The organism is Kribbella sp. NBC_01484, from assembly GCF_036227145.1.
Lineage (GTDB): Bacteria > Actinomycetota > Actinomycetes > Propionibacteriales > Kribbellaceae > Kribbella.
Genome location: NZ_CP109437.1, coordinates 3849876 through 3874044, shown reverse-complemented (window position 1 = coordinate 3874044; position 24169 = coordinate 3849876). Strand labels below are relative to the sequence as shown.

Genomic DNA, 24169 nt, shown 5'->3' with positions numbered 1-24169 from the left:
GGGTCAGCCCTGGCCGCCGACGAGGCGCAGGACAGGGCGCTGGTCGGCGTCGCCGAGCAGGTCGCGCACCTGCGCGGCGCTGAGCTTCAGCGCCTCGGCGAGAGCTGGCACCCCTGCGCTGTGGTCGCCCGCCAGCTCCGCGGCCTTCTTCAGGAGCGACGGCATCTCCCCCGGGTACGCGCTCGTCGGGTCGGCCAGCGGGTCGTCGGTCATCGCCAGGCGCTGGTAGGCCCGACGTGCCGACGACTCGGTGGTGCGCCCGCGCTCGACCATCCGCCGGACGAGCGACTTCGGCGAGACGCCCCACGTCCGCCCGAGCCGGTCCAGGGCCGCCAGATCGAGGCGCTGCGGCAGCGCCGCGTCCATGGCGGCTGCCGGCGTCAGGAACGCGGCCGCGAACTCGTCGGCCTCCTTCTCCACCGCGGCGCTGTGCTCGCCGGAGTCGCCGTGGAGCAGCAGGTGCCCGATCTCGTGCGCGGTCGAGAACCTGTGCCGGAAGACGTTCTCGCTGCGGCGGGGCGTGGTGATGATGACCGGCCGGTCGACGATGACGGCCGAGAAGGCGTCGACAGCCTCGATCTCGCGGCGGGGGCGCACTGCGACCACGATGCCGCGGGACTCCGCGGTGGCCACCAGGTGCCTGACCGGCCCGTCAGGCAGGCCCCAGTGCGCGCGGAGCGCCGCGGCCGCGTCGGTCGGCGTCGTGCCGGGGGGCAGGACCGGGAGATCCGCCTCGGGGAGCCTGACATACCGCTCGAGCGCGAAGGTCAGCTCCCACACGAACGTGGCGGTGGCCAGCGCCTTCTGGCGGTCGCTGACCCGTGCGGACCGCAGGCGCCGGAAGTGCGCGTTCACGGTGTCGATGCGGGCCAGCGGGCGGCCGACGCCGAAGAACCCCGGGCGGACCTCCAAGGCGGTCGCCAGCCGGTCGAGCACCTCGGGCCGCGGCGAGTTGACGCCTGCCTCGTACTGTCCGATCGCGGCGGCCGAAACACCCACCTCGCCCGCCAGGTCGGTCTTGCTCACGCCGAGGCGGGCGCGGGCCTGGGTCAGCCGTGCCGGCTCGAACCGGCCGACCTCGCCGTCCGCGAGCTCGAACAGGCCTGGGCCGTCCTCAGGCATCCGGCCCGGACCCTTCCTGCTCGCGCGGCTCGACCTTCGGCGCGACCGGCACGCCGCTGTCGAACGACTCGACACCGGTAGCGGTCTCGACGGCGGCGGGTTCCGGCTCCCAGATGGCCTCCTGCCCGCGCAGCTCGACCTTGCCCTCGTCGTCGAGCACGGCGACAGCCCACTCGATCGACAGCAGCTGGCGCGGCGTCGACTCGACCATAACGAGCACCAAGGGCATGCGATCGCCGGCCGCCCTGAGCACGGGGCCGATCTCGCCCTCCCCCGTGGCGTCCTGGGCCGGCTCCGGCTCGCCTGACAGGCTCGGCTCCCACAGGGTCGGGTCGAGCGGCGGGGTCGTGAAGCCGTTCCTGCGGGTCGGGCTCGACGCGAACTCGCTCACCGCGTTCGGGTTGTTCGGGACTCGCCAGACGTACGCCAGGCTGTCGTTGACGACAGGAATCTCGTGCCCGCCGGGGGCGAGCTTGCAGGAGCGGAAGCCCTGGTCCGTCAGCGCGTCACGGGTGTCGTCCAGCAGGTCACGCCATTGGCTGCCGAAGCCCATCGCGTACCGGGACTCGGAGACCAGGTGCGCCTCGGCCGCGAGAGCGTGCCGCGCCCGTACGATCTTGACGAGCAGGTCGCGCAGACCGGGAGCGTCAGAGCCGAGAGCGTCGGCAGGCGAGTCCGGAACCATCTGTGAACCTCCTGGAACCCCGTCCAGGACCGCCTGTCGGTCGGACGCGGCTTCAGTATGGCACACGATTCGCGCATCAATGCTTCAGGCGCGCTCCTGTCGGCGAGCCTCTTGCCAAATCGGCGGTTCCAACTCATCGCGTCAGCGTGCGTCCACCGATGCCCGTCTGGGAAACCACCGGAAGCCCTGACGCCGCGGACAGATGCGTCAGGCCGGTCGTCTGGAAGTCCTCGTTGAGATCGGCGGCCAGTCTCGTCCGCGTACGTCCATCGGGCTGGCCGGCTCCGAGAGGCGGAGAGCAGCTCGTCGCGCACAACCCGAGGATCGAGCGCGCCGGCGGCAGCGACGTAGCTGCTTCCCACTCGGCGACATGAGCAGTCGGATTCGAGTCATGTTTGGACGCAGCGGGTTGGAAGCCACGCCTGCGCGGCAGCTGCGATTCCCACCAGGCAACACACCGCGACGATCGCCCGTTCCCGCGGCCTGGATACTCCGTTGGTTGCTGTAGTCCATGGCCCCGGCGAAACGCCATCGCGGACGCCTCTGCGAGGTCCGGGAGCGGGACAATCTCCACTACGACGAATACAGGAGCTAACCAGCATGGCGGACACCGCCGACAAGAGCACTTCCTTGACATCCCGAACAACGACGAGAGCACCGATCCGGCCACGCTGTCCAAGCTCAACGAGCCGATCCGCGCGGCGTACCGCGCGCTGCGGGCGCTCGACCCGACCGACGCGGCGTTCGGTCCCGCCGACGACCACCTGCTATCGGTCGCCAACCAGCTCGGTTCTGCCTTCGAGTACGCCATGTACGGGATCGACGTCGAGTTCGGCCCTTTCGTGTCCTGGCGGGGTCTTCCCGGTCCGCAATGGGCCGTTCAGGTGCTGGTGGTCGCCACAGACGAATCCGCCGCCGGGGCGATCGAGGCGGTCAACAAGTGGGGGCGCATGAGCGAGCCGGTCGATCCCGACGACCTCACCAGCTACGTGCTCGATGACGAGCAGGAGTGGGACGGCTCGTCGCTGGACCGCGCGGGACGCGCGTACCGCCGCGACTGCGGGTGGGACTTCTCACCCGGCCAGGGCGGGCTGTATTTGCTCGCGGTTACGCCCTACAGCTCGATGAGCTTCGGCAACGACGACATGTGCTACGGCGCCGTGGCAGGGTTCGCCATCGTCCACGACCGCGATGCTGACGGCGACTACGAGTCGCTGGCGCACCTGTGGGTCGCGAAGGTCTGGCGGCGGCGTGGCGTCGCTGCAGGACTGCTCCGCGTCGCTCGCGGCAGGTTCCCGATCAGCGGGGTCGAGGGTCCCGTCACCGACGACGGCTTGGCGCTGATCAGGGCGAGCGCTCCGGACCTGATCTCTAACGCTGAGTGAATGCCCAATTAACAGATCACACCGCATGACCAGACCCGGAACCCGCGACCGACGTCAGGTTCGAATCAGGACAGGCCCTCTCAAAGCGCTCGGATACCAACTGGGCTTCATGAGATGTCTGAAAAGCTCCCGGCTGGCGGCCCGGGCTCGACTGCGCGTGCGATGAGGCCGACTTCGGCGACATCCACCCCCTTCGATACTTGGCCTGGTAGCGGGAGGGCTGACTCGGCGACATGCCGCCGCTGAGCAGCTACAGCTGGAAGGAGACGATCGTAGCGACACCGACTCGCTGACGAGATGGCTCGGCCAGCTCCGCGGCGGTTGGTCAGGCGTGCGTGCTGCGCGGCGAGATAGTTCTTGCCGTGCATCCGTCCCGCCGAGCCGGCGGCCTCGACCAGCATCGCGGTCAGCCACTTGTTGCCGTGCCGCTTGCCGGTGGGGGTGCGCTTGCCGGCCGACTCGTAGATACCGGGCGCGACCCCGGCCCAGGCCGCCAGCTTGGCCGCCGACCCGAACCGGGACATGTCCGCGCCGGTCTCGGCGACGATGACCTGGGCGATCTTCTCCCCGACCCCGGGGATGGTCTGCAACAACTCGATCTGGTGAGCCCAGGGCCGGCAGTCGGCCCGGATCGCCTCATCCAGGTCGGCCAGCGCGCGCTCGACCAACTCGAGCAGATCCAAGATCGCGCCGGCCATCCGCGCGTGGTGGTCGTCGAAGTGCCCCTCGAGCGCTTGGGCGAGGTCGGGGATCTTCGAACGCATCTTGCCCTTGGCCAGCTCGGCCAGCACACGCGCGTCGCGCTCACCCTCGATCATCGCGCGCAACATGACCCGCGCCGAGACCGTCGTCACCGACGACGCCACCGTCGACAGCTTGATCGAGGCGTCCTCCAACATCAGCTCCAAACGGACCGCCTCGCGGGTCCGATCCCCCATCAACTGCACCCGGTACCGGGTCAGCATCCGCAACCGCCGGATCGGTGGCGGCGGCACGAACGACGGCGACAACAACCCGTGCTCGAGCAGCTGAGCGATCCACTCCGCATCGCGCACGTCGGTCTTGCGGCCCGGCACCGCTTTCATGTGCGCGGCGTTCAGCAGCCAGACCTCGATCGACTCCTCGAGGCAGTAGAACTGCGGCTTCCAATACGTCGAGGTCGACTCCATCGCCGCGATCGTCACGCCGTTGTCGACCAACCACTCCCGCATCACCTGCAGCGATCCGGTCGTGGTCTTGAACGTCCGCGTCTGTGACGACCGGCTCCCGAGCCGCTTGCCCGGTACGCGCATGCAGACCGTGACCGACCCCTTGCCGACATCCAAGCCAGCCACCCGTTCGAACAGAACCTCCATCGAGGACACCTCCGATATCAGCCTGCCCGCGACGCCCGCGACCGCGCGCCGTCCGGAGGGCCCTCTGCCAGGACACAGACCCACGTGCTCGCAGCAACAATCCACCGGCACCCGAAGACCCCGCGCCCTACACTTCTACGGGCTCACCCGCACCAGTGTGACCCGACGTCGCCGGACGGCAACCACGATTCTCATCCACCACCGCAGCGACGAAGTCGCAAGCCGTTACACATCTTGCATTCAAGGCGTTTCAGCTCTCCGAGCGGCGCGCGGCGAGTGACCGCAGCGAAGCGTTGAGCCCACATGGAACTCAGCTACTCAACCGCCGTCCATCCTCGGCAGGCACTCTGCGAGCCGGAGTCGTGCTCTCAGACCGTCAGCGCCTACGGCAAGCAACTCGATCAGGATAGGCGGCCGAAGCGTCGTACTCCGATCAACGCACGATCGAGATCAATGCGTCACCTCCTACGCGGAGAGGGTCGCTGAGCGATGCTTAGCATTCACCGGCTGACGGCTGGCGAGGGCTACACCTATCTCCTCAAACACGTAGCAACAGGAGACATCGACCGACGCATGGCTACGAAGCTGACCGCGTACTACGCGGCCTCCGGGTATCCCCCAGGGAGCTGGCTAGGCAGCGGTCTCTCTGGACTGGGTGGCGGTGAGCTAAGGACCGGAGATGAGGTGACCGAAGCGCAGATGGCATCACTGTTCGGGCGAGCGGAAGACCCCGTGACAGGGACCGTTCTCGGCCGACCGTATCGGGTCTACAAGAGTCCTACAGAGCGCATGGTCGAGCGAGTTCGCGGGCTTGACCCCGAGCTGGATCCGGTACAGCGCGAGCTCGCGATCGAGGAGATCCGCAACGATGAAGCCCGGCGAAGGACCAAGCAGGCCGTCGCCGGCTACGACCTCACCTTCTCCCCCGTCAAATCGGTATCCGCCCTCTGGGCGACTGCGGACGTCGGCGTACAAGAGCAGATCGTTGCCGCCCACCACGAAGCAGTCGGCGACGTCATCGAACTCGTCGAACGGCAAGCATTGTTCACCCGAACCGGCGAGAACGGCGTCGCGCAGCACGACACCCGCGGCGTCATCGCGACAGCCTTCGACCATTGGGATACCCGCAGCAGAGATCCACAACTTCATACCCATATCGTCGTGGCGAACCGCGTTCAGGCCGCGACTGATGGCCAGTGGCGCACCATCGACGGGAGGGTCCTGTTCGCCGCGACTGTCGCGATGTCCGAGGTCCACAACACGCTCCTCGCCGACAACCTCAGCCGCCGACTCGGTGTCGGCTGGCAGCTACGCGAGCGCGGCGAACGCCGCAATGCCGCCTTCGAAATCGATGGGATTCCCGATGACCTGATCAACGAGTTCTCATCACGGACAGAGCAGATCGAAGCGAATCTGGCGATCCTTGTCGCGCGCCGCGATGACCAGGGGCGACCTCCCGGCAAACGCGATATGTATCTATTGCGGCAGCAAGCAACCCTGATGAACCGGCCCGCCAAGCACCTCGCCAGACCTCTCACCGAACTCATGCAAACCTGGCGCCAGCGCGCCGACCGCGTCACCCACGGACAGGCCGCAGCCGTCGTTGAGAATGCTCTCAATAAGGCCACAGACCGTCCGCTGTCAGCGGACGACCTCAGCCCTGAGACCATCCAGGCGTACGGCGTAACCACGGTGCTCGCTCTACAGACCAAACGGTCAACGTGGACGCGTTGGAACCTCCTCGCTGAGGCCGCGCGCCAGAGTCGTCTCCTGCGGATGGCGAGTTCGGACGACAGGCTAAAGATGCTCGAAGCAATCGTCCGGAGTGCCGAGAGCCGGTCGATCCGCATCTCCCCGCCAGCTCTGTTCACCTCTCCGATGCACCGGGCCGACAAGCAGAGCTTCTTCACTATTCACAACGGTGAGATCTTCACCTCGCCGGTCATCCTTGGAGCCGAGAGCCTGCTGCTCGAACTGGCGCGCAAGACGACCGGGCCGACCTTGGAAGTGGGTAGTTCTCGCGATGCGAACCTGAGCGAAGACAAGCTGGAGGCGCTCCACCGGATTGCTTCAAGTGGTCAGGTCGTCGAAGCCCTCGTAGGACCGGCTGGCACGGGAAAGACGAGCCTCCTAGCTGCGCTACGCGCGGCCTGGGAGACCGAACACGGCGAGGGAACCATCCTCGCTCTAGCGCCTTCATCGGCGGCTGCAACGATCCTTGCGGACACCCTCGGGCTTCCCGCAGAGAACGTCGCGAAGTGGGTGCACGAGGCTGTTGGGGTAAATGCGGACCAGCGGAAACGATGGATCGGCGAGCTCGAACATGCCGCCCTAGCTGCGCATGAAGCAGGCCGCCGCCGACGTCATCGGCGAATCGTCGGCGAGCTCGCCCAGGTGCGGACGGAACACGATCGATGGCGCTTCCGGAGAGGTCAATTGGTCATCGTCGACGAGGCATCCATGGCCGGCACCATGGAACTCGCGACCCTGGCCCGTGAGGCCGACACGGTCGGCGCCAAGCTACTCCTCGTCGGCGATGACGCCCAACTTGGAGCCGCCAACACCGGCGGAGCATTCCGACTCATCGCGCGCGACACGCAAGCGGCCGAACTCCGCGACGTCTGGCGATTCAGCAACGACTGGGAACGAGACGCCAGCCTGAAACTCCGCGACGGCCAGCCGAATGTCATCGACGCCTACGACGAGCACAAGCGCTTCTCGCACGGCTCGCTCGAGGTTATGGAGAACGCCGCCTACCTCGCGTGGAAGGCCGACACCTCGGCAGGCGCGACTAGCCTCCTCATCGCGGCCGACAACGCCACTGTCAGCCGACTTAATACCCGCGCCCGCCTCGACCGCGTCACCACCGGCGAGATAGAACCAGAAGGAATCTCTCTCCACGACGGCAACCAAGTAGGCGTCGGCGACCACGTTGTCACCCGCCTCAACAATCGCCGTCTCCGCATCGGCCAACACGGCTTCGTCCAGAACGGCGATCGCTGGACAGTCATCCGCCGCTGGGACGATGGCTCCCTCACCGTCGAGAACGACGACCTCCAAACCGTTACCCTCCCGAGCGCCTACGTCCGCGAATCCGTCGAACTCGCCTACGCCACCACCGCCCACCGAGCCCAAGGCGCAACCGTCGACACCGCCCACCTACTCGTCACTGACAAGCTCACCCGAGCCCTCATGTACGTCGGCATGACCCGCGGCCGCCACGCCAACCGCGCCTACGTAGCCACCCACACCACAACACCAGAGCAACACGAACCGCAGTTCCCCCAGACCATGCAGGACGTCCTCGAAGCCGTCCTCCAGCAAGACGGCATCGAGCGTTCCGCGCACGAGATGATGCGCGAGCAACTCGACGATGCCGCCCGCCTCGACCGCCTGGTCCCCATCCACGAACACCTGAGCCAGCTAGAGGCCCGCGAACGCTACCGCCCCGCCATTGCGAACAGCGGCCTAGACCCCGTCGACCAAGCTGCCCTCCAATCCTCTCCCGCCTTCGGCCCTGTCATCGCAGCCCTTCGCCGAGCGGAACACTTGGGCCTGGACGTCCCCAGCACCCTTCAGGAAGCCGTATCCCAGTCGTCCCTATCGACCGCGAAAGACCTCGCCTCGGTCCTCCACGCCCGCATCGAACGCGTCGCCAGCCGAGCAGAACGGCGTACCGCAAGCGCCTCTACCTCGCCCGTTGCCGGCCTCGCCATACCCTCCACTCACGTCACCAATCCCACCTACAAGGCTGCTTTGCAGGAACTCGAGTCGCAGATCAGTCAACGTGCCGATTGGCTCGCAGACGAAGCGGCATCAGCCAACCCAGCCTGGTATAGCACGCTGCTCGCAGCGTCTGCAGATACGAGAGAAGATGTGCGGGACCTGCTGGTACGCGAGGTCGCGGCCTACCGCGAACGGTTCAACATCCAGAGCGACGAGATCCTGGGCCGGGTCCGTCCCGACAACACCTGGCACGTGAGTCATCACCACCGCCTGATGCGAAGGTTCCAGGATCTCGACACCAGGAGCGCATCGCAGGGCACCGACGGCGTAACACAAGGGTTGCTCTGATTCTGATCCAGCGCTCCCCGCCAGCGGTTGCGAGCCCCGGCGTGTCGTTCGTCGAGCTGCACCACAACAACCAGATGTACGAAAATCAGACGATCGAGGCTGTCCCCGCTCCGTCAGCCCGTCAGACCCGCTCTCTGATCCGTCAACAGATCTGGGACAGATCTCCGCGAACTGGTGGGCGACAGGTCTGGAAGCCTGCCGAACACATGACGCCAACGCACGGATCAGCCGATGTCCGTCCAGCCTGAACTCGGGCTTTCCGACATAACATCTGGGCGACGTATGGTCTGGCTCGTGAGGTCGCGAGTGGCGTACGGCCCGCCGGGACGCCGGCGGGCCGTACGGGTCATGCTGCTGATCTGTTGGTGCTCAGCCGTCGGTGTCCATTCCCGGGATCACGGCGCCGGGGACCTCGTCGGGTGTGAGGATCCTGGCGTCACCGGGGTAGGGCCTGGTCCAGGCCGTCGACTCGTACCAGCTCATGCGGGCCATCTGCTCCGGCGGCGCGGAGTCGAGGCGGGAATGGTCGCCGGTGAAGGGCTGCTTGTCCTTCCACGCCTTCCAGGCCGCGGCGACCGTCTGCTCGGCGGCCGGCGCCTTCCCCGTAGTCGGCGCAGCAGTGGCGTTCGGGTCCTGCGGGGCGGGGGTGTCCAGGCCACATGAGGGCGGGTTGCTCTCCACACCCAGGGTCAGCGACGTCCGGTTCGGCCGCGCGGTGAAGGGCGTGAAGTCGGGCTTGTTGGTGAACGCCGTGTTCATTGGGGTGGCGGCGCTGTCCATCTGGTTCATCGGGTGGATCCCGAGGATCTGCTCGATGGTGCGGATCATCGTGGCCTGGGTGTAGTAGTGGCTGTCGACGGTGCCGTGCTGGGCGTACGGGCTGATGATCTGGACCGGAGCACGGTGACCGTCGACGTGGTCGACCCAGGCCTGGGAGTCGTCCTCAACGACGAAGATCGCGGAGTCCTTCCAGTACTTGCTGTGCGAGATGGTATCGACCATCTCACCGAGGGCGAGGTCGTTGTCGGCAACCGCGGCAGGCGAAGTCGTCGGACCACCCGTGTGGTCGTTGGGGAGCCAGAGCATGTTGAGGTTCGCCGGCCCGTTCTTCTCGAAGTCGCGCTTCCAGATCTCGTACCGGTAGATGTCCGGGATGCCGTGGTCGCCACTCGGGTAGCCGTGCACCGAGATGTCGTTGAGCGACGGGATCGCCACGGCCGAGTTCATGGGGTAGGAGGTGGCCTGTGTGGGGTTCGCCGCCATGTTCTTGGTGTCGCAGTACAGGTTCTGCCAGCTCGCACCGGACGGCTTGTTGTTGGACTGCATCTGGTACTCGCCGAAGTCCCGCGCAGTGTTGCCCGCCGCCTCAGCGCCGGTCCAGATGTAGCCGGAGGCCTGGTGGCCGAGAGCATCGTTGTAGGTGTCGTAGCTGCGCGTGTACTCACCTGCGGAGGACTCGGTGTACTCCGGGTTGTCGCCCTGCATGAGCCAGCTGTGACCCTCGGCGGAGTTCGTCGCCGGGTCGTAGAAGTTGTCGTAGAGCCCGAACTGACGTGCCATCGCATGCTGGTTCGGCGTCACGTTCTCGCCGAAGGTCACCAACCTGGGGTCGTTGTTGCCCTTCGGCATGTCACCGAAGACCTGGTCGTAGGTCCGGTTCTCCTTCACAACCAAGAAGACGTGCTTGATCGTCGAGGGGTCGCCGAGCTTCTCCGGGACCGCCACCGGCCCCACGCCTCGGCCGTTGCTGTCCGAGAGCTTGAGCGAGTTTGGCATCCAGCCGTTCAGCTTGAAGACCATCTGGGTGTAGGACCTGATCTCCCCGTCGCTGGGCAGCGCGAACCGCTGGACAGTGGAGGTCGTATCGTGCGTGCCGTGGTACCAGGCGGGCGGCGGGAAGTTGCTGGGGCTGCGCGCGTCGATGCCGCGGGTGTTGGAGACCAGCACGTCGTTGCCGACCGTGGTGACTTCCGAGGGGTAGTAGTCGGTCGGGAGCAGGCCGAGGTAGCGGACCGCCTCCCGCGCGGAGGTGTACTTGTAAACGGCGACCGCGTTGGCGCGGCCGAGCGTGACCAGCAGGTGGCCGTCGTCGGTGACCGTCACCGCGTTTGGGTCATAGCCCACCGTGGCCTCCGGCCACGGCTGGGTGGCGATGGTCTGGACGACCTTGTCGCTGGCGGTGTCGATGACCGAGATGTCATTGCTGTTGGTGTTGGTGACGAACAGCGCCCCGTCCTTGGCGTAGACCGCGGTCGGGTGCAGGCCGACGTCGATACTCGCCGGAACGGCGGCCGGGTTCGCCAGGTCGATGACGCTGACCGTGCCGGTGGTGGTGCCGGCGTTCGGGTCGGCCGGCACCTGGGTTCCGTAGGAGTTCTGGGTGAGCTCGCCGGGCTTGGCCGCACGCCCGCCCTCGTTGGTGACGTAGAGCTTGTTGCCGACCATGATCATGCCACGCGGGGCGGTGCCCACCGTCCAGCTCTGGAGGATCGTCCCGGTGGTGGTGTCGATCGCGAAAACGCGGTTCTGGCCGTTGACCGCCGAGTAGACGGTCTTGCCGTCGGTCGAGAAGACAGCGGCACCGACCAGCGCCTGCTTGCCGCCCTGGGCAGGGATCGCGACCGTGGTCGGGTTCGACACGCTGCCATCGGGGTTGACGGTGAACCGGGTGTAGCCGTTGGCCTGGCCCAGCCACAGCTGCTTGCCGTCGGGCGAGTACGTCGGACCCTCCTGGCCCACGTCGTTGCCGCTGATCTTGAGATCGGCCGCCTCGTTGTTGCCGACGTACTCCTGGAGCTTGAGCTTCTTCAGGTCCACGATGGCCATCGCCATCCCGCCGTCGGTGATCGAGCCGGCCAGGTGGGTGCCGTCCGGGCTGACGACCGTCGACATGAACTTGCCCTCGTTGAGGACCACGCTCTCGCCGATCGGGTCGGTGTGCTGGCCGTCGGCCATGACCCGGCCCTGGTCGGTGATCTGGCCGGCCTGCTCGAAGCCGAACTGGCTGGTCTGAGCGAGAGCGATACCGGTACTGGTGCTGACGAGGGCGAACGCGGCGACCGCCACGATCGCTGCTCGTCCCTTCCGCAGCGCGAGCGGACCTGTGCGGCCTCTCTCACGGCGCTGACGTACTACCTGCACGATCTATCCCTTCTCACTGGGGCTGGGGCGCGGTCCGGCCACGTGAGTCGGACCGCTGAAGCCGAGGAGGAAACGCGGGTCGAAATCGTCAACGGCAGGCACCGGTGACGTTCTCACCGCCACGCACGCTGGCCATCACGTTGTGCCTCTCCAGCGCGCACCCCGGCCGTGCCACGCTGGCCAGGGAACCTGTCTACCCCCGCCAGGGCGCGTGGACGCCGGGCGAACGTAGGCAAAACCTTGGATGAGCGCGGTGACTGTGGTCACACACGCTGAGCGATGACCGGACTTGCCGCGGATGTGATGCGCGCGGTGCCGGCCAAGATCCTTGTGCGAATCGCGACCTCACTGCTGTTAACTGGTGTCGTGGTTGCGCAGGACCAGCGCCTGGGGATGGCGCACTTGGCCGATGGCGGGCGGGTGGCCTATGCCCTGACAGGCAGCGGGCCGTTCCTGCTGGTTGCGCCGGGGTGGCTCAGTCATCTCGAGCTGGGATGGGCCATCCCCGCCGAGCGCATGTTCCACGAGTCGCTGTCGTCGGGCCGTACGTTGGTGCGCTACGACCGACCTGGTTGTGGTCTCTCCGACGCCTACGACGGCCCTCGCACGATGGCGCTCGAGCTTGCCACGATCGCCGCTGTGACCGACGCGCTCGGCATCACCCGCTGTGATGTCCTGGGCTGGTCGCTCGGGGCGGCGGTGGCCGCACAGTGGGCCGCCGACCAACCGGAGAAGGTCTCGCGTCTGGTGCTGTACGGCGGCTGGGCGACCGGCGACGCCATCGGCGACGAGGACAGCAAGCGGCATCTGCTCGGGCTGCTTGCCTCTCACTGGGGCCTGGGATCAGACCTGCTCACCGATCTCTTCGCACCCGAGGCTGACACCGGCACCCGCCTCGCGCTCGCCCGCTACCAGCGCGCAGCCTCCTCGCCCGAGACAGCGGTCGACTTGTTGCGTCTCGCGTACGCCCTGGACGTGCTTCCGAGCCTGGCGCGGGTGCAGGCGCCGACGCTGGTGCTGCACCGCAGCGGAGACCGAGCCGCCCCGATCGACCAGAGCAGGGTGCTCGCCGACGCGATCCCGGGCGCCCAGCTCGTGGAGCTCGCAGGTCGCTCGCACCTTCCTGCCATCGGGGATGTGGAGTCACTGGTCGAACAGGTGCGACGCTTCCTCGGACTGCCACGTTTACGAAGGACCGTTCCCACGGGACTCACCGCCCGCCAGACAGAAGTCGCGGCCCTCGTGGCGGACGGCCTCACGAACCGCCAGTTGGCCGACCGCCTGGGCATCACCGAACGATCCGCCGAGTCGCACCTCGAGCGGATCCGGCTGCGGCTCGGGTTCAGATCTCGTTCCCAGGTCGCAGCCTGGTACGTCGCGCGACACCCGCACAAGTGAGGTAGTTCCACGGCTGCGCCGGGGACGGCCACCGCGCAGCATGGAGACATGTCCCGACGCCCTGCCCATCTCCTCGTCTCGGCCGCCGCGTGGTTGGGGTTCGTCGTTGTCACCGTGTGGACGATGGCCTTCCTCGCCGGCGTGGTCGTCCCCAGGACCGTCGACGGTCCCGACCGTACGACCACCGCTCGCGCGGTCGCGATCGACCTGGCGCTCCTGCTGCTCTTCGCCGTCCAGCACTCGGTGATGGCGCGGCCTCAGGTGAAGTCCTGGCTGAGTCGGCGGATCCCGCCGGCGCTCGAACGCACTTCCTACGTGCTCGCCACAGACATCTGCCTCGCGCTGCTGCTGGTGCTCTGGCAGCCCTGGGGTGGGCAGATCTGGCACGCCGATGGCCCAGTCATGGTCGTCGCCTGGTCAGTCTTCGCCGCCGGTTGGGCGCTGGCGATCACCGCAACGTTCGCGATCGATCACCTCGAACTCATGGGGCTGCGGCAGGCCGGATGGACGCCCGCCCGAGACCCCGGCCTCACCTCTGACCTCTATGTCGGCGGCCTCCACGCCGTCGTGCGACACCCGTTGATGACCGGGCTGGTACTGGCCTTCTGGGCGACACCACGGATGAGCGCATCGCATCTTCTCTTCGCCCTCGCCGCAACCGGCTACATCGCCGTCGGGATCAGGTTCGAAGAGCGCGACCTCCGCAACACGTTCGGAGCCTCGTACGACGACTACGCCGCCCGCGTCCCCGCCCTCCTGCCAGGACTTCCAGCTCGAGTGGGCACTCGGTCACCTGGCGGGTAGCCACCACACAGGATCTACTCCGGCCGGTGTTCGGTCCGGGAGCAGCCGAGGCGGGAGGTCCATTCGCGGAGGCGGCGGAGGGCGAAGTCAAGGTCTCGGTGGAAGGCGAGGGGACCCGAAGGGTTGGCGTCTTCGAGGTAGGAGGCTTCCCAGAGAGTGCGGAGGGCGGAGAGTTCCTCGACCAGGGCGCCGTGTTCGGGCCAGCAGGGTGGGATGAGTTTGTGGTCGAGGTTGTAGCGGTCGATGATCCAGTCGGCCCAGCTGGTGAGGCGGGTGAGCTCTGCGGCTGTGGTGGATGGGTCGAGGTCGCGCCAGCAGACAATCTCCGGATCGTTGTCTGCCAGGTCGAACGACCTCAACAGCTCATCGCGCGAGGTCATCGCGCTGCCTTCCTGGGCCTGAGGTACGAGCGATGCTGGCGCGGATCTGGTCAGCGTCGTGGCGGTCCGGCCAGGGGGTCATGCTGAGGAGGATGGGTGGGGCGGTGCGGGCGAGGAGAACGCCGGTGCCGAAGGGAAGAGTTCGGATCACGTCAGGTGGCAGGATCGGGATTCTGCGGGTACTGGTCGAGATCGTGCGGCCACCATCGGCGCCGCGACTCCAGTTGCGGACCTCCTCGTCGCGTTCGCCGCAAACAGCGGCGAGGTCTTGAAGGTCTCGGGGTTGGGCTGACCCGCCGAGGATGAGGCGAAGGGTGGCGGCGTCCCACATCGCTGCGGCCGCTTGTTCTCCCCAACGGTCTCGCGCCTGGGCTAGGGACTGGATGACGACAAGAGTGGAGATGCCTGATCCGCCACCGTCGGCCATGAGCGATGGCAGGGACGGTACGGCGCAGAGGTTGGCGATCTCGTCGAGGACAAGTGCGAGAGGTGGTTCAAGCCGGTCGCCTGGGTTGGCTGCGGCGAGTTGGCGGGCGGTCTCGGTGATGTCTTCGAGGAGAGCGGCGATGAAGGCCGACGTGGCGCTCGCGCCGACTCCGGTGCCGAGGAGGTAGATGGTGCCGCGGTCGGCGATGAACGTCTTGGGGTCGAGTCCTTCGCCCTCGGGTGGGTCGAAGGATCTCCGGACGGCTGGGTCGGCCAGGGCGGACAGTGCGGAGCGGACGCCTGCCCAGACAGCGTCGCGTGTCCGGCCGTCCATGCGGACGATGCCATCGAGTGTGTCACCCCAGCCTTCGGCGGCATCGTTCGAGCGGTTGAGGATGGTGACGGCCTCGATCGCGGAGGCTGGCTCGAGGCTCCATCGGTAGAGCTGCGCGACTCCCGCTCCGTCAATGGCTGCCGCATGGAGGAGTCCGCGGAGCGCCATCTCGGTCTGTCCGTGCCAGAATGCGCCGTCGGACACGCCACCCTTGGCGAAGCCTGCGCCCGCTGCGAGGCCGCTCGCACGGACGATCGCGGTGGTGGGATTCTCGCAACCACGCACAGGCGACCAGCGGATGCCTTCGACCCTGCCCAGTCCTTGTGGATCGAAGATCGCGACGGGTCCGATCGCGCGCCGCAGTTCCACGGTGGCGGCGAGGTTGTCGGGACGGGTAGACGTAGTGACGACCGCGCCGGGTGCGTCGATGATCGCACCAATGATCTGATGCAATCCCTTGCCGGATCGCGGCGGGCCGAGCAGGATCTCGGAGTCCTCAACCGATGCCCAGCACTGTCGTCGCCGAGCTCGTCCGAGGTAGCGGCCGACATCGGTCGGATCTGCCTGGCGTACGGCGGGACGCGCCGATACTCCGCGGCGCAGCACCTGACTCCGCCCCACGGCCGCCTCAACTTCCGCGGCGGTCGCAAGCCCAGCTCGGCTGTCGACGGACCTGGTCCGCCGAGCCGCGCCGGGGCCTCGTGTGCTCCAAATGTGGCAGAGGAATCCGATGGCACCGATTGGAGCCATCAGCAGCGCCGCGACGACAATCCAGTAGACAACGACAGGAAGCGCGCCGGGGGCAAGCCCGAACACACGCGCCGGATCAGCCGGAGCCATCACCACCTTCAACGCCTCGGGCCAAGACGTCCGCACCCAGCCTCCATTCGTGGCCAAGCTGGTCAATCCACCAGCGACGTACAACACGCCCGCGCCGGCGAGCAACACTCCCCCGGCAAGCATCAGCAGGTCAGAGGAATCTCGGGGCGGACGGACACCCCCGTTCACCTCACATCCTCCCGTCGGTGTCGAACAGCTCGACTTCGCGGGCATGGCGAACGAGTTGTACGACGAACGACCGACTCGGCAACCGCCACAGCGCTCGGCCCTTCGGCAGTTTCGCGATTGTCGCCACCTCGACATCGGTCAGGCCGAGCAAGGTCGCCGTACGGGCGAGTTGGTCCGGCTCCTGGCGGAGCATGATGCGTGTCGAGCAGTCAGCCAGCAGGCCTTCGGCCAGCGCGCGGGCCTCCGATCCGAGGTCGCCGACGGCCGCGAGGTCGGACAGCCGGTGGACGATCAGGACGTTAGAGACACCCCACGCGCGAGACAGCTTCCACTGCTCCTGCATGCGTCGCAGAAGTGCCGGGTCTCGCATGACGCGCCACCCCTCGTCGTACACGATGAACCGCTTGCCACCCGCCGGATCGGTGACCGCCGCCTCTAGCCAGGACGAAGCGCACGCCAACGTCAGCCGGAGAGCTTGATCGTTGCCACCCGCACCGATCCACGACGAGTCCAATGTCACCATCGGGAGCGAGGGATCAAATCGCGTCGTAGAGGGCCCGTCGAACATCCCGGCGAGATCGCCGTGGACCAGCCGCCTGATCGCATGAGCAAGTTCGCGGTTGTCGACCGCGGACGTCTCCTGACCGGCATCCGGGTCGAACAGCGCCGCAACCACGTCGGGGATCGTTGGCGCCGGCAACTGTGACGCACGGTCGATAGCAAGATCCAGGCCGGTGTGTTCCAGCGCCGTCAGCGGCCGGCCAAGCGTCGACTCGGCCAAGGTGCCGAGGAGGGCGCGCCGTCGTGACCTCACGATGCGGTGCCAGTCGTCGTTCAGTACCCCGCTCGGCCTGCTTCCGGCGTCCAGAGGATTCAGCCGCGTTGGCAGGCCCGGACCGAGCTTGATGACCGCACCGCCCACTGCCTCGGCGACCGGCGTCCACTCGCCCTTCGGGTCGCACGGGACGTAGGCCTTGTACCCGAGTGCGATCGATCTCGTGATCAGAGCCTTAGCGGTCGACGACTTGCCGCTGCCGATGACGCCGGCCAGGAGTACGTTCGGGTTGGTGATCACACGAGACTGGTAGAGCACCCAGGGGTCGTAGACGAATGATCCACCGCTGAATACGTCGTTGCCGATATAGGTGCCGTCGGCCCCCAGTCCGCCTTCGGCGAGAAACGGATAGGCGATCCGCAGGATTCTGGTCGTCGCTCGATGGTCGTCGACCAGCAACGGTAGTCGGCAGCGTAGGCCGTCGACTACGGGCGGCGGATCGTCCACCAACTCCTGCATCGGCGGGGCAGGCGACGTACGTCGACCATCCGGCCGGCCCACCCGGCGATTGGCGCGTCGCGTACGTCGATCTGTCGCGCTGGGCTCGAACAGCGCTGCACTTGGCCTCATCCCAACCCCACCCCGAACGGCAGCGCTGCCGCCAGAAACCCCTCGACCTGCTGGCCGACCAAGCGCCGTACATCGAGCAAGGCCTGCGATGCGGCGATCTCGATCTCGGTGCACGCCTCGTCGAGCGCCTCCTCGGTATCGGCGGACACTGCGATGAGTCCGATCCAGCGCACGTCACCGTGTCCAGCGGCCAGGTCCCGCTCTCGTTGGGCGACGTCCGCATCCTGCTGACGATCCTCCTCAGTCTCTAACTGGCCGATCCGTTTTCTCGTCGCCCGGTCGGTCACCCGCTCAACCTGATGCCGGCGTGCATCACGCAACGCTCTCCCGACCGGCACCGGCTGCAGCACCAAGGAGAAGGTTCGCCGGATCCCCGGTTTCAACAACAGCGGGCTCAGGAAGGACGGCGTCGCGCGGATCCGCGGCCATTCTGTGACGACGTAGACGCGGTGGTACGACGAATCGGTGCGCAGGTGGTCCCAGGCCGCGTCGACCGCGAGCGGGGCAGCATCAGCGGGGTCGATGTCGCTGAACAAGGTCCGCGTCGCGGCCGGGTCGAAGGCGACCCGCAGACTTGCAGCCAGGTCTGCGGCGTTGAGCCAACACCCGGCGACCCCGGCCGTAGCGAACGCTGTCTGGAACGCACGCGACTCGGCGTCCAGCACTGCCATTGCGCCCGCCACTCCCCCGCCGTACTTCCGAGCCTCCTTCGACACCGCATCGAGACTCAACGCGAAGCTGAACAACGTCTCGTGCCGGGCGACTGCCGGCGCCGCGTGCCGCAGCAGGTCGCCATAGATCGAACCTGCGGCCGTCCCCGTGTCTAGGCTGCGTTCGCGGGCCCAGTCACCGAGACCGTCGCCTGGGTCAGGGATCGTGCGCTCGAGAATCTGCGCTCGTGCGATCCGGCTGCTCTGGCACAGTCCGGCGATCATCCGCCCGTACGCCGCCACCCGCCGGTCCTGCTCATCGGAGTTCTGGAGGAGATGTGCAGGCCCCTCGATCCTCGCCACCGCGATCAGTCTCCGGCGGCGTGGATCATGGACCGCACCGATCGACGACGGCGTGTCCAGGATCCGCAGCGGACTCGTCTCGCCGGGCAATTGCAGATAGCCGTGCCGCCGCGGTGCGAGCACATTCGCCCGGGATGACTGCTGCTTACGCCAACTGCGGATGCAATGGACTGCGCGCAAGACAACCCACCGGTGGCCCGGCAGTCCTTCGAATCGGCCGAACGCGACCAGGCCACACAGGGCTGCTACGCACAGAGCGGTCAACCGAGGGAACGCGGTCCATCCTGCGAGCAGCGCACTGGCTGTCGCCACCACACCGATGACCAGGAGCGCTACCTGAATCGGTCGCAGACCGAGAAGCAGCGAGTTCCGTTGGGGACGCGGGAACCGCGCGGACAGTGCATTGGACATCGTCAGTTGCCCTTCTCCGAAGCCTGACTGTTGTCATCCGCTGAGGTGCTCGGCTGACCATCGACCGAGACCTCGCTCATGGCAACCGCGATCGCCGCCGATCCCGAATCGCTGCCGCCACTCGACGGCGGCTGCAGCGTGGACTGGGCGCCTTGCTCCGCCCCCGCCGCCGACTCCTGACCGCCAGCTGTCGCGGCGGTGTGATCGGACGAGCCAGTGTCGCCGTCGTATGTTGTGGTGTCGTTGGGGTCGTGATCACCTCCGACAACCGGCGAGGAGTCGTCATCGTCGGAGCCGCCGCTGAATTGGTCTGCTCGCCACTGTGCGAACCGCTCAAGCTGGTCCTTGCCAGCCTCGACACCCGAAGCGCCTTGCTGGAGAGTGCGGGTAACGGCATGGCTCTGGTCGCCGGCCCAATGGATGAACGAGTACGTGGCGAGCGGGGTGAATGCCGCCATGGCGATCAGCAGGATCCCCGCGAAGAAGCTGCCGAGATTCGAGGCGTTTCCCTGCCCGGATGCGCCGACCGCCGAGAAGCCGAGGGTGAACACGACGGCCATGGCGACCTTCGAGAACAGCAACGCTCCCACGATCTCGATCCACCTGCGTAACCAATGTCTGGTCGCAGACCAAGTCCAGCTCGCGAGAGCGACCGGGGCGAAGACGACGAACGCGATCAGCGCGACTTCGCGGAGCAGCATGACGAAGTACAGCGAGAACATCGCGAGCAGCCCCAACTGCACGGCCAGGAGCAGAACGCCACCAAGCGTCGGAGCGGTCAGGTACGCCGTGAGGTCCGTCATCCGCTTGATGCCGGCGGCGGCTGCATCGGTTCCAAGAATTCCTCGGGAGAGGTCGTCGACCATCGCCCCACATGCTGCGATGACTCCGACAGCTAAGGGAACCCCCGCCGTTCCCAGTAGGGCTCCGAGCACGGCATGTCCGAGGCGGCCGGGTTCGCGGCGAATTGCCGCCGATACGCATTGCAAGACGAAGGCTGCGACGAGGATGGGCAGGCAGACTCCGACCATGAGATCGAGGTTGTGGCTCCACCACTTCTGATCGAACCTGGGCGACGTACTGGAGCTGAAGCGTTGGAACACCGTCGCCGAGAGATCGGACAGACCGTTCGCCGACCACCTGAGAAACGAGTCCCACGCCGAGTTCGCGGCAGTCTCACCGACGCTTCCGACCACGCAGCTGACCGGGTTCAAAAGACAATCGCTCCAAGCCATCGTGGATCGCCACCTATCCGATCTGGATGCCGCTGAAGAAGCGGATGATCGGATTCGCGGACGCGATGAGGACGGCAGCACCGGCTGCGATCAGGCAACCGACCTTGCCCTTACCGGCGTAGTGGGCGTTGCTGCCGAAGCTACCCATCGCCCACGCACCAGCCGAGATGATCAGCGCGGCCACGCAGATCACCAGACCGAATGTCTGTAAGGCACCGACGATCTCGCGGAGCGCCGGGAGCCCAGGCAGTCCGTTGGAGTTCGGGCTGACTCCAGGATCCTGGGTGTAGTAGAAGCTGAGCATGCGGATGTGCCTCCTGGCGCCGGTCAGCGCCGAGTAGTCGGATTTCATGGGTTTGGGTAGATCGGTGGTGCCCACCCAGAGATAGGTGGCACCCCAGCGTTGTTCGATCGCACCGACGTCGACCAGGTAGACGCCACCGTCTCCGGGCGTCCGGTCCCCGATGTCGTTGGAGACGATGCGACCGTTGCCGACGTACACCGCCACGTGGCCGTAAGGACCGTCCGTCGACCAGAACAGCAGAGCGCCGACAGGCGGTCGCCGGTCGTTAGGATGCGCATTGCCTGAGCTGACCATCTGAAGCCACTGCTCGGCCGCGGAGTAGTAACCCGAGTAGGGACGGCCCCAGATGTTGGATGCCAACCGAGCACAGAGCTGGTAGTAGCCGTGACTGCCGACCAGCCTCAGCGCCCGAGAGACTGAAGCGTCAGCTCCTGGCAGCGCCTCGGTGTCACCTGCTCCCCAGCCGCCGCAGGAATTCACGCGTGGTGTCGAGCGGGCCAAGCTGACTGCCGCGTCGTAGTTCTTGTGGTAGTTCTCACCGTCGGCGAACGCAGAGCGCTGAACCTCCTGAGCGGCCTGCCACGGCAGCATCGCCGTCCAGCCGGGCACATTCGCCAGCGCGGTGTAGAAGAGGTCAGACGCACCCGCCGGATCCATCCGAACGGCGAGTGGTCCCCAGCCGTCTCGCTGCTGGAACAGTCCACGCGAGTCCGGCCCAGCAGTATCGCCATGGTCGACGTTGCGCAGCGACGACTCCGTAAGCGCCGCCATGACCGCGATCACCTTGCCAGCCTCGCCGACACCGGATCGGTCGCCGACACCGAGGAGGACCGCGAGATTCGCAGCCTGTTCGGCATCGAGGTTCACCTTGTTCAGCGTCTGCACGGCCTTGCAGCTGTCGGCGTCCTTCCCGGCAATCGCGAGTGGTGGAATCAGGCAGGCGCTGGTGGCCAGCAGAGCGCCGGCCACCATGAGCTTGATGATCATTGAGGCAGTTCGTTGCTGGCCGACCAGAAGCTGCACCGCGGACGGCAGATCACTCCGACCGTCACGTGCCGCTGTGACCTCGTCATCTCGCCGTCGAGCACACTCTCCTGTGTTCCTCGTACGACGAAGCCGTGCCAGCCCGCGGGCGCCCGCGGATCCCGCGCGAGCGCGACCAATTCAGGCGTGGTCGCGGCGGTCACATCGAGCACACTCGCGCGAGCCTCGTGAACCTTCAGGTCCTCCCACTGTGTTGCGTACGGCAACATGCTGCGAGCAACGCGGCCGGCGTCGGGCGACTCCAAAGGATTCGCGAAGGCTGTGACGGCGTCCTGCCAGTCGAAGTAGCCGTGCACGCTCGAGTCGTACGTCCAGATCGCCGTACCGAATGCGATCGCATAGGCCTTCGGGTCTGTCGTTGCCGGCCGCTCCCACGCTGGCAACTGCGGCTCCACGATCGAATTCGGTTCCTTCGACTCCGTGACCTGCCCGTCGTCGGCGCCTGGCGTCGAGGGCTCGCCACGAGCGGCGTTCGGTGCGTCGTGCCAGCGGAGCATGAGCGCGAAGATCAAGACGATCAGCAGCCCCAGAATGATGAGTGGTGCGGCAAGCTTCGAGTTCCAGACTCGACGCATGTCAGAGCTCCCTCCGTAACTTCACCGGCTGCAGCCGGGCGATCAGTGAGCGTGCGACAGCTGGCGGGATGATCCGCAACGCGGCCTGCAGACGCAGGTAGAACCTGAACTGCGCGAAGTAGTAGCGGACCAGCCAGTTGCGTCGACGCGGACGCATGTCGAGAACGTTCATGGAAGCTCAACGACCGAGCTGTTGTGACTCCGGAGTAACTTCAGGTCAGGCTGTTCGGGCCATGCCCATTCCCAGGCGTCCAGACCACAGTGGACCTGGCGGGCCGCCGAGCGTGGCCGCCCGGGGATTCCGGCTGACGACCCCGCCAGCCGCCTGGTTGATCCAGAGTTTGACCATCGGATCGCGGAACACCTCGTCTGCAGACCGGCCCGAGGCAAGCTGCGACAGAGCCGAACGACGGATAGGTCCGCTATGTAGCAGCCGGGCCAGCCCTTCGGCCTGTTCCCGAGGTACTCCGATATCCCGCACTCGGGCCGTGATTGCGTGCTTGGAGAAGCTCGGGCCTTCGGATGCGGCCACCACACGACGCCGGACCTCGACGACCGCGAGGCCGGCGCGCTCCAGTTGCGCACCGATCCGGTCGAGGTGCGGGCCGAGCTCCTCGAGCAAGGCGGGCTGTACTCGCTCGGGGAGGAAGTCGGTCAGCGGGTGCCGCTGGCGCCGCCGCGCATCCTGACGAACAACATCCGCCAGACGCCACCGCACCATGTTGGCCAGGTAGCCCCAGGTGACCTGACCGGCCGGAGGTTGAGCAGCCAGCCGGTGGCAGCGTTCCCACGCAAGCACCCGCGCCAACTGCGCAGCCTCGTCGTTCCCCAGCGCCATCCGCAAGCGGCTGGGCACCTCCGCAACGATTCGGCGTTCGATCGCCTGGGCCAACCGGTTCGACGGATCATCTGCCCACCCAGATTCCGCAGCTTCGACCAGGAGTGCCTGGAGCTCTTCAGTCATTGGCCTCACTCCGTATCCGACGCCCGGACCGTAGCCCGAGGCTGACTATTGATTGCTTGCGGCACCAATCTCGCCGCACGCCGACGAGGTCTGAACCCGGAGCGCGAAGTCCCGGAGTCCTGGAGTTGCTCAGAGACTCGGACCCGACGCCGCCGGAGTCGGGTCGTTCTCGACATCGGCGAGGTGCTGACGCCGACGTGCGTAATCCTCAAGCGGCCGTGTTGACAGGATCGCGTCGTGCAACTGCTGTGCGCCGTCCTGTGTTTGGAGGAGGCTCGTCGCCGTGTGTCCGTCGGGGATCTCCACTGCGCGCACACGGCGGTAGAAGTACGACAGGTCAGGAGACGCTGCGACGGCAGTCCGACGCCACTCCTGATCACCGTTGAGCGCGACGATCACCGTGTCGGTTGCCGTGTACCGGTACAGGGTCCTCGCTTGCGCCGACGACATCAGCGAACCGCACAAGGGGATCCCTGCCCACTTCTCGCCCGACATACGGCTCAGCTTCTCGACGGCCATCGCGTCCAGGGGATCGTTGACGACGACAACCATCGCGCCATCGGTCAGAAGGTCGAGCTGCTCTCCGATACCGACGAGCGCGTTCGACGGACGATGGATCAGTGTCGTCGGTGAGGGCGTGAAGCCAGGCTGATCCCCCTGGCTGACTCCGACGAAACCCACCGGATCTAGTCGCTCGTCGCGGGCCAGCAGCATCAGCTTGTCCCGAAACACGTCGACTGCGGTGCCTTCCTCGGTCCACTCCGCCAGGCCGGCCCTGATGAGCGTGCGGAAGTCGAAGCCCCGCTCTCGCAGGTGATCCGTCAGCCGAGTGAACGAGTCGGGTGCGTACCCCATCTTCCACGCGGAGTCGGAATCGAGAACCTCGGTTGCTCCACGCTCCCGCAGCCGTTCGATCGGCCAACCGACGTTGGCGCGCAGCAGCTCCTTCCGGAAGAACTTGTTCGCCACTAGGTGCGCCACCATCAATCGCTGACGCTCACCACTGATCAGCACCTGTTCGGACTCGGACGAACCCGCATTCATGACAACCTCCGAAGCGATTGAGAATCAACGCGCCTACGAGGGTCGTCTGGTCATGCCCCGCA

General features: G+C 66.7%; 18 protein-coding genes. 4 read left to right on the top strand and 14 right to left on the bottom strand.

The window, feature by feature from the left end; all coding sequences use genetic code 11:
* Nucleotides 1–3 precede the first annotated feature (3 nt).
* Both OG555_RS19075 and OG555_RS19070 read right to left on the bottom strand, forming a co-directional pair.
* Nucleotides 4–1122 carry a helix-turn-helix domain-containing protein gene (locus tag OG555_RS19075; RefSeq protein WP_329484254.1) on the bottom strand — a complete coding sequence of 373 codons (1119 nt, stop codon included), beginning with the start codon at nt 1120–1122 and terminating at the stop codon, nt 4–6.
* The gene (locus OG555_RS19070) at nt 1115–1807 is read right to left on the bottom strand and encodes a hypothetical protein (protein ID WP_329484253.1); all 693 of its coding nucleotides are present in this window, start codon (nt 1805–1807) and stop codon (nt 1115–1117) included. Before OG555_RS19070 ends, OG555_RS19075 begins: the two co-directional genes overlap by 8 nt.
* Nucleotides 1808–2202: 395 nt before the next feature.
* Between OG555_RS19070 and OG555_RS19065 the strand changes: the two genes are divergently transcribed.
* Nucleotides 2203–3192 carry a GNAT family N-acetyltransferase gene (locus OG555_RS19065; protein WP_329484252.1) on the top strand — a complete coding sequence of 330 codons (990 nt, stop codon included), beginning with the start codon at nt 2203–2205 and terminating at the stop codon, nt 3190–3192.
* Between the two features lie 107 nt (nt 3193–3299).
* Here the strand turns inward: OG555_RS19065 and OG555_RS19060 are convergent, their stop codons facing one another.
* A complete protein-coding gene (locus tag OG555_RS19060) occupies nt 3300–4547 on the bottom strand; it encodes an IS110 family transposase (RefSeq protein ID WP_329484251.1) in 1248 nt (415 codons plus the stop codon).
* A gap of 489 nt (nt 4548–5036) precedes the next feature.
* On the opposite strand from OG555_RS19060, the gene mobF reads away from it, so the two are divergent.
* The gene (gene mobF / locus OG555_RS19055; protein WP_329484250.1) at nt 5037–8621 is read left to right on the top strand and encodes a MobF family relaxase; all 3585 of its coding nucleotides are present in this window, start codon (nt 5037–5039) and stop codon (nt 8619–8621) included.
* Between the two features lie 369 nt (nt 8622–8990).
* Here the strand turns inward: mobF and OG555_RS19050 are convergent, their stop codons facing one another.
* Entirely contained in the window at nt 8991–11762 is a 2772-nt protein-coding gene (locus OG555_RS19050; protein ID WP_329484249.1) for a bifunctional YncE family protein/alkaline phosphatase family protein, read from the bottom strand.
* Between the two features lie 279 nt (nt 11763–12041).
* On the opposite strand from OG555_RS19050, the gene OG555_RS19045 reads away from it, so the two are divergent.
* Nucleotides 12042–13160 (top strand): alpha/beta fold hydrolase, encoded by a 1119-nt coding sequence (locus OG555_RS19045; protein WP_329484248.1) that lies wholly within the window; start codon nt 12042–12044, stop codon nt 13158–13160.
* Nucleotides 13161–13208: 48 nt separating this feature from the next.
* Nucleotides 13209–13964, top strand: a complete 756-nt coding sequence (locus OG555_RS19040) for a methyltransferase family protein (protein ID WP_329484247.1) — start codon at nt 13209–13211, stop codon at nt 13962–13964.
* A 14-nt stretch (nt 13965–13978) separates the two neighbouring features.
* On the opposite strand, the gene OG555_RS19035 is transcribed toward OG555_RS19040, so the two are convergent.
* From OG555_RS19035 to OG555_RS18990, 10 genes are all read right to left on the bottom strand, one after another.
* The gene (locus tag OG555_RS19035) at nt 13979–14344 is read right to left on the bottom strand and encodes a hypothetical protein (RefSeq protein ID WP_329484246.1); all 366 of its coding nucleotides are present in this window, start codon (nt 14342–14344) and stop codon (nt 13979–13981) included.
* Nucleotides 14328–15725 (bottom strand): type IV secretory system conjugative DNA transfer family protein, encoded by a 1398-nt coding sequence (locus tag OG555_RS19030; protein ID WP_329484245.1) that lies wholly within the window; start codon nt 15723–15725, stop codon nt 14328–14330. The genes OG555_RS19035 and OG555_RS19030 overlap by 17 nt, the downstream gene beginning before the upstream one ends.
* A gap of 388 nt (nt 15726–16113) precedes the next feature.
* Nucleotides 16114–17406: an ATP-binding protein gene (locus tag OG555_RS19025; protein ID WP_329484244.1), complete on the bottom strand. Its 1293-nt coding sequence runs from the start codon at nt 17404–17406 to the stop codon at nt 16114–16116.
* A gap of 107 nt (nt 17407–17513) precedes the next feature.
* On the bottom strand, nt 17514–18941 hold the full coding sequence (locus tag OG555_RS19020; protein ID WP_329484243.1) for an SCO6880 family protein: 1428 nt from the start codon (nt 18939–18941) through the stop codon (nt 17514–17516).
* Nucleotides 18942–18943: 2 nt separating this feature from the next.
* Nucleotides 18944–19807, bottom strand: a complete 864-nt coding sequence (locus OG555_RS19015; protein WP_329484242.1) for a type IV secretion system protein — start codon at nt 19805–19807, stop codon at nt 18944–18946.
* A 382-nt stretch (nt 19808–20189) separates the two neighbouring features.
* The gene (locus OG555_RS42880; protein ID WP_442914509.1) at nt 20190–21467 is read right to left on the bottom strand and encodes a DUF6112 family protein; all 1278 of its coding nucleotides are present in this window, start codon (nt 21465–21467) and stop codon (nt 20190–20192) included.
* Nucleotides 21464–22099, bottom strand: coding sequence for a hypothetical protein (locus OG555_RS19005; protein WP_329484241.1), 636 nt, complete (start codon nt 22097–22099; stop codon nt 21464–21466). The genes OG555_RS42880 and OG555_RS19005 overlap by 4 nt, the downstream gene beginning before the upstream one ends.
* A 1-nt stretch (nt 22100) precedes the next feature.
* Nucleotides 22101–22271 (bottom strand): hypothetical protein, encoded by a 171-nt coding sequence (locus OG555_RS19000; RefSeq protein ID WP_329484240.1) that lies wholly within the window; start codon nt 22269–22271, stop codon nt 22101–22103.
* A 45-nt stretch (nt 22272–22316) separates the two neighbouring features.
* Nucleotides 22317–23063 (bottom strand): hypothetical protein, encoded by a 747-nt coding sequence (locus tag OG555_RS18995; RefSeq protein WP_329484239.1) that lies wholly within the window; start codon nt 23061–23063, stop codon nt 22317–22319.
* A gap of 129 nt (nt 23064–23192) precedes the next feature.
* A complete protein-coding gene (locus OG555_RS18990; protein WP_329484238.1) occupies nt 23193–24107 on the bottom strand; it encodes a hypothetical protein in 915 nt (304 codons plus the stop codon).
* Nucleotides 24108–24169 lie beyond the last annotated feature (62 nt).